Source organism: Streptomyces sp. CBMA123 (assembly GCF_014596465.1).
In the GTDB taxonomy this organism is placed as follows: Bacteria; Actinomycetota; Actinomycetes; order Streptomycetales; family Streptomycetaceae; genus Kitasatospora.
Map to the genome: position 1 here is coordinate 18,065 of NZ_MECK01000490.1, position 14,107 is coordinate 32,171.

11 protein-coding genes are annotated in these 14,107 nt (G+C 72.5%); 4 read left to right on the forward strand and 7 right to left on the reverse strand.

What is annotated here, in order from left to right:
- The 3 genes from BG452_RS35055 to BG452_RS35065 form a co-directional block, all read right to left on the reverse strand.
- A complete protein-coding gene (locus tag BG452_RS35055; RefSeq protein ID WP_188308377.1) occupies window positions 1–615 on the reverse strand; it encodes a hypothetical protein in 615 nt (204 codons plus the stop codon).
- A 130-nt stretch (window positions 616–745) separates the two neighbouring features.
- Entirely contained in the window at window positions 746–1,705 is a 960-nt protein-coding gene (locus BG452_RS35060) for a tRNA (adenine-N1)-methyltransferase (RefSeq protein WP_188308378.1), read from the reverse strand.
- Between the two features lie 48 nt (window positions 1,706–1,753).
- Window positions 1,754–2,965, reverse strand: a complete 1,212-nt coding sequence (locus BG452_RS35065) for a site-2 protease family protein (protein ID WP_317621373.1) — start codon at window positions 2,963–2,965, stop codon at window positions 1,754–1,756.
- A 213-nt stretch (window positions 2,966–3,178) separates the two neighbouring features.
- On the opposite strand from BG452_RS35065, the gene BG452_RS35070 reads away from it, so the two are divergent.
- Together BG452_RS35070 and BG452_RS35075 are read left to right on the forward strand one after the other, a co-directional pair.
- Window positions 3,179–4,060: a RecB family exonuclease gene (locus BG452_RS35070; protein WP_223243172.1), complete on the forward strand. Its 882-nt coding sequence runs from the start codon at window positions 3,179–3,181 to the stop codon at window positions 4,058–4,060.
- Window positions 4,061–4,099: 39 nt separating this feature from the next.
- A complete protein-coding gene (locus BG452_RS35075) occupies window positions 4,100–4,771 on the forward strand; it encodes a response regulator (protein WP_063346919.1) in 672 nt (223 codons plus the stop codon).
- Window positions 4,772–4,851: 80 nt separating this feature from the next.
- Here the strand turns inward: BG452_RS35075 and BG452_RS35080 are convergent, their stop codons facing one another.
- The 3 genes from BG452_RS35080 to metH all read right to left on the reverse strand — a co-directional run bounded on the left by BG452_RS35080 (window position 4,852) and on the right by metH (window position 11,036).
- Entirely contained in the window at window positions 4,852–6,459 is a 1,608-nt protein-coding gene (locus tag BG452_RS35080; RefSeq protein WP_188308380.1) for an ABC transporter substrate-binding protein, read from the reverse strand.
- 210 nt (window positions 6,460–6,669) lie between these two features.
- Window positions 6,670–7,374 carry an HAD family hydrolase gene (locus BG452_RS35085; RefSeq protein WP_188308381.1) on the reverse strand — a complete coding sequence of 235 codons (705 nt, stop codon included), beginning with the start codon at window positions 7,372–7,374 and terminating at the stop codon, window positions 6,670–6,672.
- 152 nt (window positions 7,375–7,526) lie between these two features.
- Window positions 7,527–11,036: a methionine synthase gene (gene metH / locus BG452_RS35090; protein ID WP_188308382.1), complete on the reverse strand. Its 3,510-nt coding sequence runs from the start codon at window positions 11,034–11,036 to the stop codon at window positions 7,527–7,529.
- 143 nt (window positions 11,037–11,179) lie between these two features.
- On the opposite strand from metH, the gene BG452_RS35095 reads away from it, so the two are divergent.
- Complete coding sequence (locus BG452_RS35095) at window positions 11,180–12,262, forward strand: hypothetical protein (RefSeq protein ID WP_317621374.1); 1,083 nt, start codon at window positions 11,180–11,182, stop codon at window positions 12,260–12,262.
- A gap of 18 nt (window positions 12,263–12,280) precedes the next feature.
- Here the strand turns inward: BG452_RS35095 and BG452_RS35100 are convergent, their stop codons facing one another.
- On the reverse strand, window positions 12,281–12,796 hold the full coding sequence (locus tag BG452_RS35100) for an SRPBCC family protein (RefSeq protein ID WP_188308383.1): 516 nt from the start codon (window positions 12,794–12,796) through the stop codon (window positions 12,281–12,283).
- A gap of 355 nt (window positions 12,797–13,151) precedes the next feature.
- On the opposite strand from BG452_RS35100, the gene BG452_RS35105 reads away from it, so the two are divergent.
- The gene (locus BG452_RS35105; RefSeq protein ID WP_188308384.1) at window positions 13,152–14,105 is read left to right on the forward strand and encodes a PAC2 family protein; all 954 of its coding nucleotides are present in this window, start codon (window positions 13,152–13,154) and stop codon (window positions 14,103–14,105) included.
- Window positions 14,106–14,107: the final 2 nt, after the last annotated feature.

Below are 14,107 nucleotides of genomic sequence, written 5' to 3' on the forward strand. Positions count from 1 at the left end.
TCAGACGGCGGAGACCGGGGCGGCGGACTGGGAGCGTACCCAGCCGCCGCCCTTGTGCGTCCAGGTGAGGTCCAGTGAGACGTCGGGCCGGAAGCGCGGCACGTCGTCGCTCGAATACCCCTGCGCGTGGCCGGTGATGGCGCCGTCGGAGCGCACCGCGAGCCGGTTCAGGGTCAGGTTCTCGCGGTCGGTCAGCAGGGTGGCGACCACTGCCGGGCGCCCGTCCGGGCCGAAGCCGAGCAGGTAGACGGAGTCCGGCGGGGTGCCGGTGTCGGTGTCGCAGTGCGCGGCGACGACCGTACCAGGGTGGCCGTCTCCCAGGTCGGCGGGCACCCTGAGCACCGTCTTGACCGGGAACGGGCCGCAGTCCATGGGCAGTTGGGCCTTGGCCGGATCGGGGGCGGCGCTCGCGGCGAGCGCCTTGGGGGTGCCGCCGCGGGCCGGCAGCGGGGTGCCGGTCGCCGGGGAGGCGGCGAGTGCGGCGGCCACCACCGCGCCGCAGCCGGCCAGGGCCAGGGCCCAGTGCCAGGGGGTGGTGCGCGCGTGACCGGGCCGGGTGGGGCCCTGCGGTGTCTGCTGTCCAGCCGTCGCCGTCGTCCCGACCGCGGTCTCCACCAGGCGTCCCCTCCAGAGCTCCAGGAGCTGGTCTGCGTGTGAGCGAGCATCGTCCCACACCGTCGCGGGCGCAGACGAAAGGGGTGGTGCGAGCCGATGCTCGCACCACCCCTGGTGTTCGGGTCCGGACTCAGCCCAGGTCGGGCTGGACCGCGTCGGTGTCACGGGCGGCCTTGCGGGCCGCGGCGCGCTCCTGCAGGGACGGCTCGGGCGTCCCGTTGTCGTAGTCCTCGCCGTAGGCGCCCTTGGCCGGGCGGCGGCGGCGCAGCGGCGGCTCGACGCCGTCCGCCAGGCGGCGGGCGGTGAGCAGGAAGCCGGTGTGGCCGATCATCCGGTGGTCCGGGCGGACGGCCAGGCCCTCCAGGTGCCAGGTGCGGACCATGGTCTCCCAGGCCTGCGGCTCGGTGAAGGTGCCGTGGTCGCGCAGTGCCTCGACGGTCTTGGACATCTGCGTGGTGGTGGCCACGTAGCAGCAGATGAGGCCGCCGGGCACGAGCGCCTGGGAGGCGACGTCCAGGCACTCCCAGGGCGCCAGCATGTCGAGGATGACGCGGTCGACGTCGGTCTCGACCAGGTTGTCCTGGAGGTCGCCGACGGTCAGCTTCCACGCCGGGTGCGGGCCGCCGAAGTAGCGCTCGACGTTGCCCTGGGCGATGTCCGCGAAGTCCTGCCGGCGCTCGTAGGAGGCCAGCATGCCCTGCTCTCCGACGGCGCGCAGCAGGTACATGCTGAGCGCGCCCGAGCCGACACCCGCCTCGATCACCCGGGCACCGGCGAAGATGTCGGCCATGGCCAGGATCTGCCCCGCGTCCTTGGGGTAGATCACGGCGGCGCCGCGGGGCATGGACAGGACGTAGTCGGGGAGCAGGGGGCGCAGCGCGAGGTACGGGACGTTCCCCGTGGTGCGCACGACCGTGCCTTCGGGAGCGCCGATCAGCTCGTCGTGCGGGAACGCACCCTTGTGGGTGTGGAACTGGTTCCCGGCCTGGAGCGTGAACGTGTAGTGGCGACCCTTGGGGTCGGTCAGCTGGACCTGGTCCCCGACCTGGAAGGGCCCGCGTCGGCGGGCGGCACCGGTCGGTTCGGACATGCGGCCAATCCTAAGGGAAGCGGGCCGCTCCACCTCACCAGGGCCTGGTCACCGGCCGGACACGGCCGCGGTCAGGCGCTGCTCGATGTCGGTGAGGGCGGCCACGCCGTACACCCGGCCGTCCGCCTCGACCACCAGGTACTCCCCCGCCGGGGTGGCCTGGATGGCCCGCAGCAGGTCCTCGCCGCCGAGGTCGGCGTCCAGCCGCAGCCCCGGTTCGAGGTCGCGGGAGAGCGGGCCCACGGACACCCAGGGCCGGCGGTGCTCCGGTACGGTCCGTACCGCGGACTCCCGGACGATGCCGATCGGGTCGCCCCGGCCGTCCACCACCACGACCGCGCCGGCCTGGGCCTCGTGGGCGCGGCGCATCGCCTCGCCGAGCGGGGTGTCGGCGGTGACCTCGACGGTGCGGCGGGCGAAGTCGCGCAGCCGCAGCTCGGGCAGCGCCGCCTTGAGCCGGGCGTTGCGCAGGCTCCCGGTGGCGCCGTTCCAGATGATCGCGGCCAGCACGGCGGCCAGCACCGCGTCCACCAGGGTGTCGGTGGTGCTGACTTCGGTGCCGCGTGAGGCGTTGACCAGCGGCAGGCCGAACAGCAGCACGACCGCCAGCGCCCGGCCGATCCAGGCCGCCGCCACCGTGCCGGTCATCGCCTTGCCGCTGACGGCCCAGACCACGGCGCGCAGCATCCGGCCGCCGTCCAGCGGCAGGCCGGGCAGCAGGTTGAAGGCGGCCACCACCAGGTTGGAGACCATCAGGCCGGTGAGCAGCACCCCGGGCACGCTGGACAGTTCGACGGCGCGCAGCGCGAGGTAGAAGACGCCGCCGAGCACCAGCGACAGCAGCGGGCCGACGAAGGCCAGCCAGAACTCCCGCCAGGGGCTCTCGGCCTCGTTCTCGATCTCGGAGACGCCGCCGAAGAACTGCAGCTGGATCCGCCGCACCCCGAGCTTGTAACGCAGCGCGACCAGGGTGTGGGCGAGTTCGTGCACCAGCACGGAGGCGTAGAAGGCGACCGCGAAGCAGAAGGCCAGCAGATAGCGCACGCCGCTGCCGAGTTCGGGCAGGACGTCGCCGAGCTGCCCGCCGAACACCCAGGTGATCAGGGCGGCGATGACGAACCAGGACGGGGTGACGTAGACGGGCACCCCGAAGGGGCGCCCCATCAGGAGCCCGCCGCCGCGTTCCGGCGGCTGCCGGCCCGGGCGGTCGCCGTCCTGCGGTGGCTGGTCGGAGGTCTGCTGCCCCCTGGTGTCGCTCACCGTGATCCCTTCGGTCGTTCGCCCGTGGTGCCCCCGGTGCGCCCACGCTACGTGATCGCGGCCACTGGGTGCCGCGCGCCCCTCTGTCAGCCTTCATACCCACTGGGGCGGGCTCGGACCGGCCCCGGGCGTTCCCGGGGCCGGTCCCGGGAAAGGCCCGGGCGGCAGCTCGGTGGCAGCGGGATGACAGCGAAGGGCAATAGGGTCGTAGTCATGCAGCAGACCGACACCAGCAGCGCCGCCGCGGCACCGGCGCGCCCGGCGGCGCCCCCGACCGGGCTGTCCCCGTCCCGCGCGGGGGACTTCCTCACCTGTCCCCTGCTGTACCGGCTGCGGGTGATCGACCGGCTGCCCGAGCCGCCGAGCCAGGCGGCGACCCGGGGCACGCTGGTGCACGCCGTGCTGGAGCGGCTGTTCGACAGCCCGGCGACCGAGCGGACGCCCGAGCGGGCGCTGGGCCTGCTGCGCCCGCAGTGGGAGCGGCTGCTGGGCGAGCGCCCGGAGCTGGGCTCGCTGTTCCCGGACGACCCGGACGGCGCGGCGCTGACCCGCTGGCTGGCGGACGCCGAGAAGCTGGTCGGCCAGTGGTTCCGGCTGGAGGACCCGACCCGGCTGCACCCGGTGGAGCGGGAGCTGTACGTGGAGACGGCCCTGGAGTCGGGGCTGCTGCTGCGCGGCTACATCGACCGGGTGGACGTCGCCCCCACCGGTGAGGTCCGGCTGGTGGACTACAAGACCGGCCGGGCGCCCTCCCGGGACTTCGAGGGCAAGGCGATGTTCCAGATGAAGTTCTACGCGCTGGTGGTGTGGCGCTGGAAGGGCGTGATCCCCAAGCGCCTCCAGCTGGTCTACCTGGGCGGCGGCGGGGACGTGGTCAGCTACGACCCGGACGAGGCCGACCTGCTCGCGGTGGAGCGCAAGCTGCAGGCGCTGTGGGAGCGGATCGCCCAGGCGGTGGCCACCGGGGACTTCCCGGCGACCCGCAACCGGCTCTGCGACTGGTGCGACCACCAGGCCAGCTGCCCGGAGTTCGGCGGCACCCCGCCGCCGTACCCGCTGCCAGTGCAGGCCAGCACAGGCCCGTACGTCGGATGAGAGCGATCCCACGGGGGATCCGATGAACAAGGAGTCCTAGTGACGATCCGTGTGCTGCTGGTCGACGACCAGCCGCTGCTGCGCACCGGTTTCCGGATGATCCTGGAGGCCGAGTCCGACCTGGTGGTGGTCGGCGAGGCCGGCGACGGCCAGCAGGCGCTGGACCAGGTGCGGGCGCTGCAGCCCGACGTGGTGCTGATGGACATCCGGATGCCGCGGATGGACGGCGTCGAGGCGACCCGCCGGATCGCCGGTCCGGGCCGCGACGGGCCGGCCAAGGTGCTGGTGCTGACCACCTTCGACCTGGACGAGTACGTGGTGGAGGCGCTGCGCGCGGGTGCCAGCGGCTTCCTCCTGAAGGACGTCCCGGCGGAGGAGCTGGTGCAGGCGATCCGGGTGGTCGCGGACGGCGCGGCGATGCTGGCGCCGAGCATCACCCGCCGGCTGCTGGACATGTACGCCACCAAGCTGCCCTCGGGCGAGGAGGCGCCGCCGCAGGCGCTGAGCGCGCTGACCGAGCGGGAGTTGGAGGTGCTGAAGCTGGTGGCGCGCGGGTTGTCGAACGCGGAGATCGCGGCCGAGCTGTTCGTCAGCGAGACGACCGTGAAGACCCATGTCGGCCATGTGCTGACCAAGCTCCAGCTGCGCGACCGGGTGCAGGCGGCGGTGTACGCCTACGAGAGCGGGCTGGTGCGGCCGGGCGCCCTGTAGCCGGCCGGAACGTGACGGCGGCCCGCCCGCTTCCCCCGGTGGTTCAGGGGGGAAGCGGGCGGGCCGCCGTGCGTGGCGCGTTACTTGCCGCTGCGGCCGATCTCCCAGAAGCGGAAGAAGCCGGTGGTGTCGACGGTGGACTCGACGCCGGTGATGTCCGCACGGGCCGCGTAGAAGGACTTGTTCTGGTACAGCGGGATCATCGGCACGGTGTCCGCGACGATCTGCTGGATCTGCGCGTAGCCGGCCGAGGCGGCGCTGCGGTCGGCCTGCTTGAGGCCGTCCGGGATCAGCTTCTGGCTGATCTTCGGGTCGTCCCAGCCGGTGTGGAAGATGCCGCCGTCGATCAGCAGCGGGGCGATGTAGTTGTCCGGGTCCGGGTAGTCGGCGAACCAACCGACGATGTACGCCTGGTACTTGCCCTCGGTCCAGCCCTTCTTGTAGGCGTCCCAGTCGGGCTCCTGCTGGACCGTCACCTGGAACAGGCCGCCGGTCTCAAGCTGCTTCTTGAGGGTGTCGGCCTCGCCGCCGCCGGCCCGCGAGCGGGACCAGGTGAGGGTGAGCTTGACCGGGATCTGGACCTTGTTGTCGGTCAGGGCCTTCTTGGCCTTGGCCACGTCCTGGTCGCCCCAGCGGTCGAAGAAGGCGGTGGTGTGGCCGGTGACGCCGGCCGGGACCATCGCGTACAGCGGCTGGACGGTGCGGGCGAAGACGTCGCGGGCGAGCGCCTTGCGGTCGAGCAGCGCGGCGGCGGCCTGGCGCACGCCGACGTTGCTCAGCAGCGGGTCCTTGGTGTTGAAGGCCAGCGAGCGGGTGTCGTTGCTGTCGCCCTCGACGACCTGGAGGTCGGTCTTGCCGCCCTGCTGGTCGGAGCGGATCTGGGCCGCGGTGTTGGGCTCCAGGCTGTTGTCGGTGACGTCGACGTCGCCCTTGTCCAGCGCGGCCTTGAGGTCGGCGGGCTTGTCGAAGTACCGGACGGTGAACTTGCTGTTCCGCAGCTTGGCGTCACCGGTGTACTTGTCGTTGGGGACCAGCACGACCTTGCCCAGTTGCTTGCCGTCGGCCATGCCCTCGACCGAGTCGAAGCGGTACGGGCCGGAGCCGACCACCTTGTCGTTGGAGAGCGCCTTGTCCGCCGGGAAGACCTGGTGGTCGACGATGGCACCGGCCGGGGAGGCCAGCTTGGCCGGCAGGGTGGCGTCGGGGGCCGACAGGTGGAAGACCACCTCGGTGTCGCCCTTGGCCTCCACGCTCTTGATCGAGGCGAGCAGGCCCGCCGGGCCGTTCTGGTCGTTGATCTTCTTGGTCCGCTGGATCGAGAACACCACGTCCTCGGCGGTCAGCGGGTGGCCGTTGGAGAACTTCAGGCCGGGCCGCAGGGTGCAGTGGTACTCGGTGGCCTCGCCGCCGGAGAAGTCGCAGGACTGCGCGGCGTCCGGGGAGGGCGTGCTGGCGGCCGCCGGGAAGGTCAGCAGCGACTGGAAGGTGTTGCGCAGCACGAGCCAGGAGCCGGAGTCGTAGACGACCGCGGGGTCCAAGGTGCCGGTCAGCTGGGCGGTCCCCATGGTGATCGCCTTGCCGCCACTGTCCCCCTTGACGGCGTCGGTGACCGATCCGCATCCGGCCACCGTCACGGCGACCAGACCGGCGCAGCCGAGTGCTGCCAGGCGTTCAGCTGAAGTCTTCACGGGAGCGTCCTTCGGGGGTGTCGCGAACCCGAGTAGCGTGCCATATCGAACACGCACGACCGATACCCGTGCAGATGACGTTTGGGACACGGTGGTTGGGGGCATCACGGCGCACCCGACGAGTTGTCAGCCAATGCCCGTTTTCTCCCCCGGAGCCCTCGGATCGAGGCACTTACCGGCGAGTAGACCCCGCCCGCAATGAGATGACAATCACACCCGCGAGGCGACCAGCGAGCGCAGCAGTTCGAGATCGACCTGCTCCAGCGACGGCAGCACCAGCCGCCCGGGAGCCGGCTCGATCGGCGCCACCGAGGGCACCGCGATCACCGGGCAGCCGGCCGCCTCCCCCGCCCGCACCCCGGTCGGGGTGTCCTCGACGACCACGCAGCGGGCCGGCTCCGCCCCCAGCCGGCGGGCCGCCTCCAGGTACGGGTCCGGGAACGGCTTGGTGCGCGGCACCTCGTCCCCGCCGATGGTGAAGGCGAAGCGCTCGGCGCCCAGCGAACGCAGCACGATGTCGATCACGTGCCGGTGCGAGGCGGACACCAGCGCGGCCGGGATCCCGTGCGCGGCAAGGGTGTTGAGCAGCCGCTCGGCGCCCGGCATCAGCGGCACCCCGCCGGCCAGCAGGTCGACGAAGCGCTGGTTGACCAGCACGCCCAGGTCGGCCGGGGCGATGTCCACCCCGGTACGGGCGACCAGGTAGTCCATCACCCGGGTCATCGGGCCGCCGACCACGTGGGCCCGGTCCCGCTCGTCCAGCTGGTGGCCCAGCTCGGCGAAGAGCGTGACCTCGGCCTGCCACCAGAAGTCCTCGGTGTCCACCAGCGTGCCGTCCATGTCCAGCAGCACCGCCTGCAGGCCGCGGTCGTTCCCGTGGTCGAGCGCCAGGGCGGCGGTGGGGCTGGTGGTCATGGTGGATCCTTCCGGCGGGGCCCCGCGGCGTGTCCTCGGACGTCCTCGGGGATGGCACAGGCCGGCCCGCTGGTGAGCGGACCGGCCCGTTCAGGATCATCCAGGATACGCCCGCTTCGCCCGGAAAGAGCGAACGGAGAGGGGCGTCGGGATTACCGGGCGTTGAAGTACTTCGCCTCGGGGTGGTGGATCACGATCGCGTCGGTGGACTGCTCCGGGTGCAGCTGGAACTCCTCCGACAGCACCACGCCGATCCGCTCCGGCCGCAGCAGGTCGGCGATCTTGGCGCGGTCCTCCAGCTCGGGGCAGGCCCCGTAGCCGAGCGAGAACCGGGCGCCCCGGTACTTGAGCGCGAACATGTCCTTGACGTCCTGCGGGTCCTCGCCGGAGAAGCCCAGCTCGTAGCGGACCCGGGCGTGCCAGAACTCGGCCAGCGCCTCGGCCAGTTGGACCGACAGACCGTGCAGCTCCAGGTAGTCGCGGTAGGAGTTCCCGGCGAACAGCTCGTTGGCCGCCTCCGAGATCCGGTTGCCCATGGTGACGACCTGCAGCCCGACCACGTCCCGCTGGCCGGACTCCTCCGGGCGGAAGAAGTCCGCCAGGCAGAGCCGGCGGCCGCGCCGCTGGCGGGGGAAGGTGAAGCGGGTCCGCTCGGTGCCGTCCTCGTGGAAGACGATCAGGTCGTCGCCCTTGGAGTTGGCCGGGAAGTAGCCGTAGACCACGGCCGCCTCCAGCCAGCCCTCGGTCTGCAGCCGGTCCAGCCAGGCCCGCAGCCGCGGCCGGCCCTCGGTCTCCACCAGCTCCTCGTAGGACGGGCCCTCGCCGCTGCGCGCGGCCTTCAGACCCCACTGGCCCTTGAACAGCGCGTCCTCGTCCAGCCAGGAGGCGTAGTCGGCGAACGGGATGCCCTTGACGATCCGGTCGCCCCAGAACGGCGGGGTGGGCAGCCCGTTGTCCAGCGCGACGTCGGAGCGGATCTGGCCGAGGTTGACCTCGGGCTCCGGCTCCTCCACCTCGACCCGGGCGTGCCGGCGCTGCTTGAGCTCCGGCAGGGTGGCGCCGGGCACGCCGCGCTTGACGGCGACCAGCGCGTCCATCAGCCGCAGGCCCTCGAAGGCGTCCCGGGCGTAGCGGACCTCACCCTCGTAGATCTCGTGCAGGTCCTGCTCGACGTAGGCGCGGGTCAGGGCGGCGCCGCCGAGGATCACCGGGAAGCTGGCGGCCAGCTTGCGCTGGTTCAGCTCCTCCAGGTTCTCCTTCATGATCACGGTGGACTTCACCAGCAGGCCGGACATCCCGATCACGTCCGCGTTGTGCTCCTGCGCGGCGTCCAGGATCGCCGAGACCGGCTGCTTGATGCCCAGGTTGACCACGTTGTAGCCGTTGTTGGACAGGATGATGTCGACCAGGTTCTTGCCGATGTCGTGGACGTCGCCCTTGACGGTGGCCAGCACGATGGTGCCCTTGCCCTCGCTGTCGGACTTCTCCATGTACGGCTCCAGGTGGGCCACCGCGGTCTTCATCACCTCGGCGGACTGGAGCACGAACGGCAGCTGCATCTGGCCGGAGCCGAACAGCTCGCCGACCACCTTCATCCCGGACAGCAGGGTGTCGTTGATGATCTCCAGCGCCGGACGCGCGGTCAGCGCCTCGTCCAGGTCGGCCTCCAGGCCGTTGCGCTCGCCGTCGATGATCCGGCGCTGCAGCCGCTCGTCCAGCGGGAGCGCGGCCAGCTCCTGGGCCTTGGAGGCCTTGACCGAGGCGGTGGAGACGCCCTCGAACAGCTCCAGCAGGCGCTGCAGCGGGTCGTAGCCGTCCCGGCGGCGGTCGTAGACGAGGTCCAGGGCGGCCTCGCGCTGGTCCTCGGGGATCCGGGAGATCGGCAGGATCTTGGAGGCGTGCACGATCGCCGAGTCGAGGCCGGCCTCCACGCACTCGTGCAGGAAGACCGAGTTGAGCACCACCCGGGCGGCCGGGTTGAGGCCGAAGGAGATGTTCGACAGGCCGAGGGTGGTCTGCACCTTCGGGTGGCGGCGCTTGAGCTCGCGGATCGCCTCGATGGTCTCGATGCCGTCCCGGCGGGACTCCTCCTGGCCGGTGGCCAGGGTGAAGGTCAGGCAGTCGACCAGGATCGAGCCCTCGTCGATGCCGTAGTCGGCGGTGAGTTCGGCGATCAGCCGCTCGGCGATCTCGACCTTCAGCTCGGCGGTGCGGGCCTGGCCCTGCTCGTCGATGGTCAGCGCGATCAGGCCGGCGCCGTGCTCGCGGGCCAGCGAGGCGATCTTCCCGAAGCGCGAGTCGGGGGCGTTGCCGTCCTCGTAGTTGACCGAGTTGAGCAGCGCGCGGCCGCCGAGCGCCTCCAGACCGGCCTGCAGCACGGGCGGCTCGGTGGAGTCCAGCACGATCGGCAGGGTGGAGGCGGTGGCCAGCCGGCCGGCGATCTCCTTCATGTCGGCGACGCCGTCGCGGCCGACGTAGTCGACGCAGAGGTCCAGCAGGTGGGAGCCGTCCCGGATCTGGTCCCGGGCGATCTCCACGCAGGCCTGCCAGTCACCGGCCAGCATCGACTCGCGGAACTTCTTCGAGCCGTTGGCGTTGGTGCGTTCGCCGATCGCCAGGTACGAGGTGTCCTGGCGGAACGGCACCGACTGGTAGAGCGAGGAGGCCGAGGGCTCCGGCTGCGGCTCGCGCCGGGCGATCGGGCGGCCCTGCACCCTCTCCACCACCTGGCGCAGGTGCTCGGGGGTGGTGCCGCAGCAGCCGCCGACCAGCGAGAGGCCGTACTCGCGGGTGAACACGTCGTGCGCCTCGGCCAGTTCGGCCGGGGAGAGCGGGTAGTGGGCGCCGTCCTTGCCGAGCACCGGCAGGCCCGCGTTCGGCATGCAGGACAGGCCGATCCTCGCGTTCTTGGCGAGGTAGCGCAGGTGCTCGCTCATCTCGGCCGGGCCGGTGGCGCAGTTGAGGCCGATGTAGTCGACGCCGAGCGGCTCCAGCGCGGTGAGCGCGGCGCCGATCTCGGAGCCGAGCAGCATGGTGCCGGTGGTCTCCACCGTCACCTGGACCAGCACCGGGAGGTCCAGCCCGGCCTCGGCCAGGGCGCGCTTGGAGCCGAGGATGGCGGCCTTGGTCTGCAGCAGGTCCTGGCTGGTCTCCACCAGCAGGGCGTCGGCGCCGCCGGCGATCAGGCCGGCCGCGTTCCGCTGGAAGCCGTCGCGCAGCGTCTCGTACGGGGCGTGGCCGAGGGTCGGCAGCTTGGTGCCGGGGCCGATCGAGCCGAGCACCCAGCGGGTGCGGCCGTCGGCGGCGTGGGCGTCGGCCACCTCGCGGGCGATCCGGGCACCGGCCTCGGACAGCTCGAAGATGCGCTCGGGGATCTCGTACTCGCCCAGGGCGGAGAAGTTGGCGCCGAAGGTGTTGGTCTCGACGCAGTCCACGCCCACCGCGAAGTAGGCCTCGTGGACGGAGCGGACGATGTCGGGCCGGGTGACGTTGAGGACCTCGTTGCAGCCTTCGAGGTTCTGGAAGTCCTCCAGCGTCGGGTCCTGCGCCTGGAGCATGGTGCCCATCGCACCGTCGGCCACCACCACCCGGGTGGCGAGTGCTTCGCGCAGCGCGTTCGCGCGGCTCTGCTGAGTGATGGACGGATCGGCTGCAGTGGCCATGGGGCGTCTCCCTGTGCGACGGCTGTCGGCTTTGCGCGCCCGCTTGCTCGGGCATGCACCTGGCCAGGGTATCCGGCCCACCGCCCGGCATGCCGGTGCATTCCGTATCCTGAACGCTCGTCCGCAAGGGGGGGAGCAACCGCGTGGCCCGATTCGGGACCGTCGCGCGGCGCGCCGGTCGGGCCCTGGGGGCTCCGCTGCGCCGCTGGAGAGGCCTGTCCCGGTGGGGCCGCGCCCTGGTGGCGCTGGGGCTGGCGGCGGCCGTGCCGGTCGCCGCGCTGGGCTCGGTGTTCATCGCGTTCCGACTGCACTACTCGGGTGAACCGGCCGCCGAGGCCCGCACCCGGGGGCGGGACGCCGTCTGGCTCGGCCACGCCTGGGTGGACGGCCGCAAGACCGACGCCGACGTGGCGGCGCTGGCCCGGCAGCTGGCCGGCACCGGCGTGCGCGACCTCTACGTCCACACCGGGCCGCTGGAGCACGACGGCTCACTGCCGGCGTCCGTCCACCCCCGCGCCCACTGGTTCACCGAGGCCGCCCACCGGGCGCTGCCGGGGGTGCGGCTGCAGGGCTGGCTGGGCGACGAGGTCAAGCCCGAGCGGGACGCCCTGGACCTGGACGACGCCCCCACCCGGGACCGGGTCACCGCCTCCGCGGCCCAGGTGCTGGACCAGGGCTTCGACGGCGTGCACTTCGACATGGAGCCGATCCGCCCCGGCTCGGCCGGCTGGCTCGCCCTGCTCGACCAGGTCCGCCCGGTGACGGCCGCCCGCGGCGCGAAGCTGTCGGTGGCCGCCCCGCAGATCGACCCGGTGCCCGGCCTGCACACGGCCGGCATCCTGCTCACCGACCACGGCAAGTGGTGGGACCAGGCGTACTTCCGGGAGACCGCCCGCAGGGTCGACCAGGTCGCGGTGATGGCCTACGACACCTCGATGCCGACCGAGCCGCTGTTCGGCGGCTACGTCGCGCTGCAGACCGAACTGGCGCTGGAGGCCACCCCGCCGGACGTCGACCTGCTGATCGGCCTGCCGTTCTTCTGGGACGACAAGTGGGCGCACCGGGGCCACGCGGAGACCGTCCCGGCGGCCGTCCGGGGCGTCCGGCTGGGCCTGGGCCGGCAGGACCCGCAGCGGGCGAACTTCGGCGTCGCGCTGTACGTGGACTTCGCCGCGACGCCGGAGAACTGGGCGGCGTACCGGAGCGGCTGGGTGGATCCGGCCTGAACGTCTCCCGGCTCGGCCCTACGCGGCCATGCGGTGGGCCAGGGCGCCCAGGTAGCGGTGCACGGTGGCGTCCTCGCCGGCCAGATAGTGCGAGACGGCCCGGTACAGCGGCTTGCGGACCTCACCGCGCTCGGTGACGGTGAGCGAGCAGCCCGGCCCGGCCGGGGAGAGCCGGTAGGTCCAGGTGCCGCCGTAGGGCAGGTCCGGGTCGGCGATGCCGGTCACCAGCCGGTGCGGGGCCTCGCTGGCCACCACCTCGTAGGTGATGTGCCCGTGCCGGTCGTACTCGCGCCAGCGCGGGCGGCCGCCGGCCCCGGCGGGCAGCCGTTCGACGTGGGTGAGGCCCGGACGCCAGGCCGGGTAGAGGTCGATGTCGGTCAGCACGTCCCAGACCGCGCCGGGCGACTGGGCGAGTTCCAGCCCGCCCTCGGTGATGTGCTCCACCGGCAGCCGGCGCCCGGCCCGGTCCGCCGCCAGCAGCGCGGTTCCGGCCAGCGCCGCCGCGCCCGCGCCGATCCACAGCCGTCGGTTCATCGGTCGGCCCCTTCCGCCCGGCTCCCGCCTCCCCATCATCGCGCCGCCGCGCCCGACGGGCGATCCGTGCCCCTTCGTCGCCGCTCGGGCACCGTACGTCCCCGTCGAGCGATCTGACGGAGCGTCGGCCGCGACGGGCCGGATATCCGCTGGATCATGGCGGCCCGCTCCCCCAGACTGTCCCGGTGCCCGGCCGCTATGCGCATCAAAGCCCGTAGGCTGGGCAGGTAGGGACCATGGAGCGAGCCGTTCCATGGGAGACGAGAGGTTCGACAGGCGGGAGCCGGCCCGTCGGCGCCCCGGCGATCCAGCCGAGGCGGTGCCGGTCCGACCGCCGACCGGAGGGAGACGCTGGGTGATCGAGCTGGAAGATGTTCCCGAGTTGATCGACCCGGTGATGGTCTGCGCCTTCGAGGGGTGGAACGACGCGGGCGACGCCGCCTCCGCGGCCCTGGCGCATCTGGACGAGACCTGGGGCGGCAAGGTGCTCGCCGCCCTGGACGCGGAGGACTACTACGACTTCCAGGTCAACCGTCCGACGATCTGGCTGGACGGCGGCATCCGCCGGATCACCTGGCCGACCACCAGGCTCTCGGTGGTCCGGGTGACGGAGCCGGTGACCAGGGACGTGGTGCTGATCCGCGGCATCGAGCCGAGCATGCGCTGGCGTTCGTTCTGCAACGAGCTGCTGGGCTTCGCGCACGAGCTGGGCGTCGAGCTGGTGGTGATCCTGGGCGCGCTGCTCGGCGACACCCCGCACAGCCGCCCGGTGCCTGTCAGCGGGGTCACCTCCGATCCGGAGCTGGCCCGTCGGCTGGACCTGGAGGAGAGCCGTTACGAGGGGCCGACCGGGATCGTCGGGGTGCTCCAGGAGGCGTGCACCCACGCCGGGGTGCCGGCCGTGACGCTGTGGGCCGCGGTGCCGCACTACGTCGCGCAGCCGCCCAACCCCAAGGCCACGCTGGCGCTGCTCAACAAGCTGGAGGACCTGCTGGACCTGCGGATCCCGCCGGGCGAGCTCGGCGAGGACGCCCGGGCCTGGCAGCTGGGCGTGGACCAGCTGGCCGCCGAGGACAGCGAGGTGGCCGAGTACGTCCAGCAGCTGGAGGAGGCACAGGACACCGCGGAGCTGCCGGAGGCCTCCGGGGACGCGATCGCGCGCGAGTTCGAGCGCTATCTGCGCCGCCGGGAGAACGTCGGTCCGACCGGCGAGAAGCCGGTGTCGGGGCACGCGACGGCCGAGCGGCCGGCCGAGCCGGAGGGGCCGGGGACGACCCGGGAGAGCCAGGAGGGGGCCGAGGAGGAGTAGTG

Coding starts and splice junctions, on each gene's coding strand:
- BG452_RS35060 (WP_188308378.1), bottom strand. CDS start 1,705: ATGTCCGAACCGACCGGTGCCGCCCGCCGACGCGGGCCCTTCCAGGTC.
- BG452_RS35070 (WP_223243172.1), top strand. CDS start 3,179: ATGCAGCAGACCGACACCAGCAGCGCCGCCGCGGCACCGGCGCGCCCG.
- BG452_RS35085 (WP_188308381.1), bottom strand. CDS start 7,374: ATGACCACCAGCCCCACCGCCGCCCTGGCGCTCGACCACGGGAACGAC.
- metH (WP_188308382.1), bottom strand. CDS start 11,036: ATGGCCACTGCAGCCGATCCGTCCATCACTCAGCAGAGCCGCGCGAAC.
- BG452_RS35100 (WP_188308383.1), bottom strand. CDS start 12,796: ATGAACCGACGGCTGTGGATCGGCGCGGGCGCGGCGGCGCTGGCCGGA.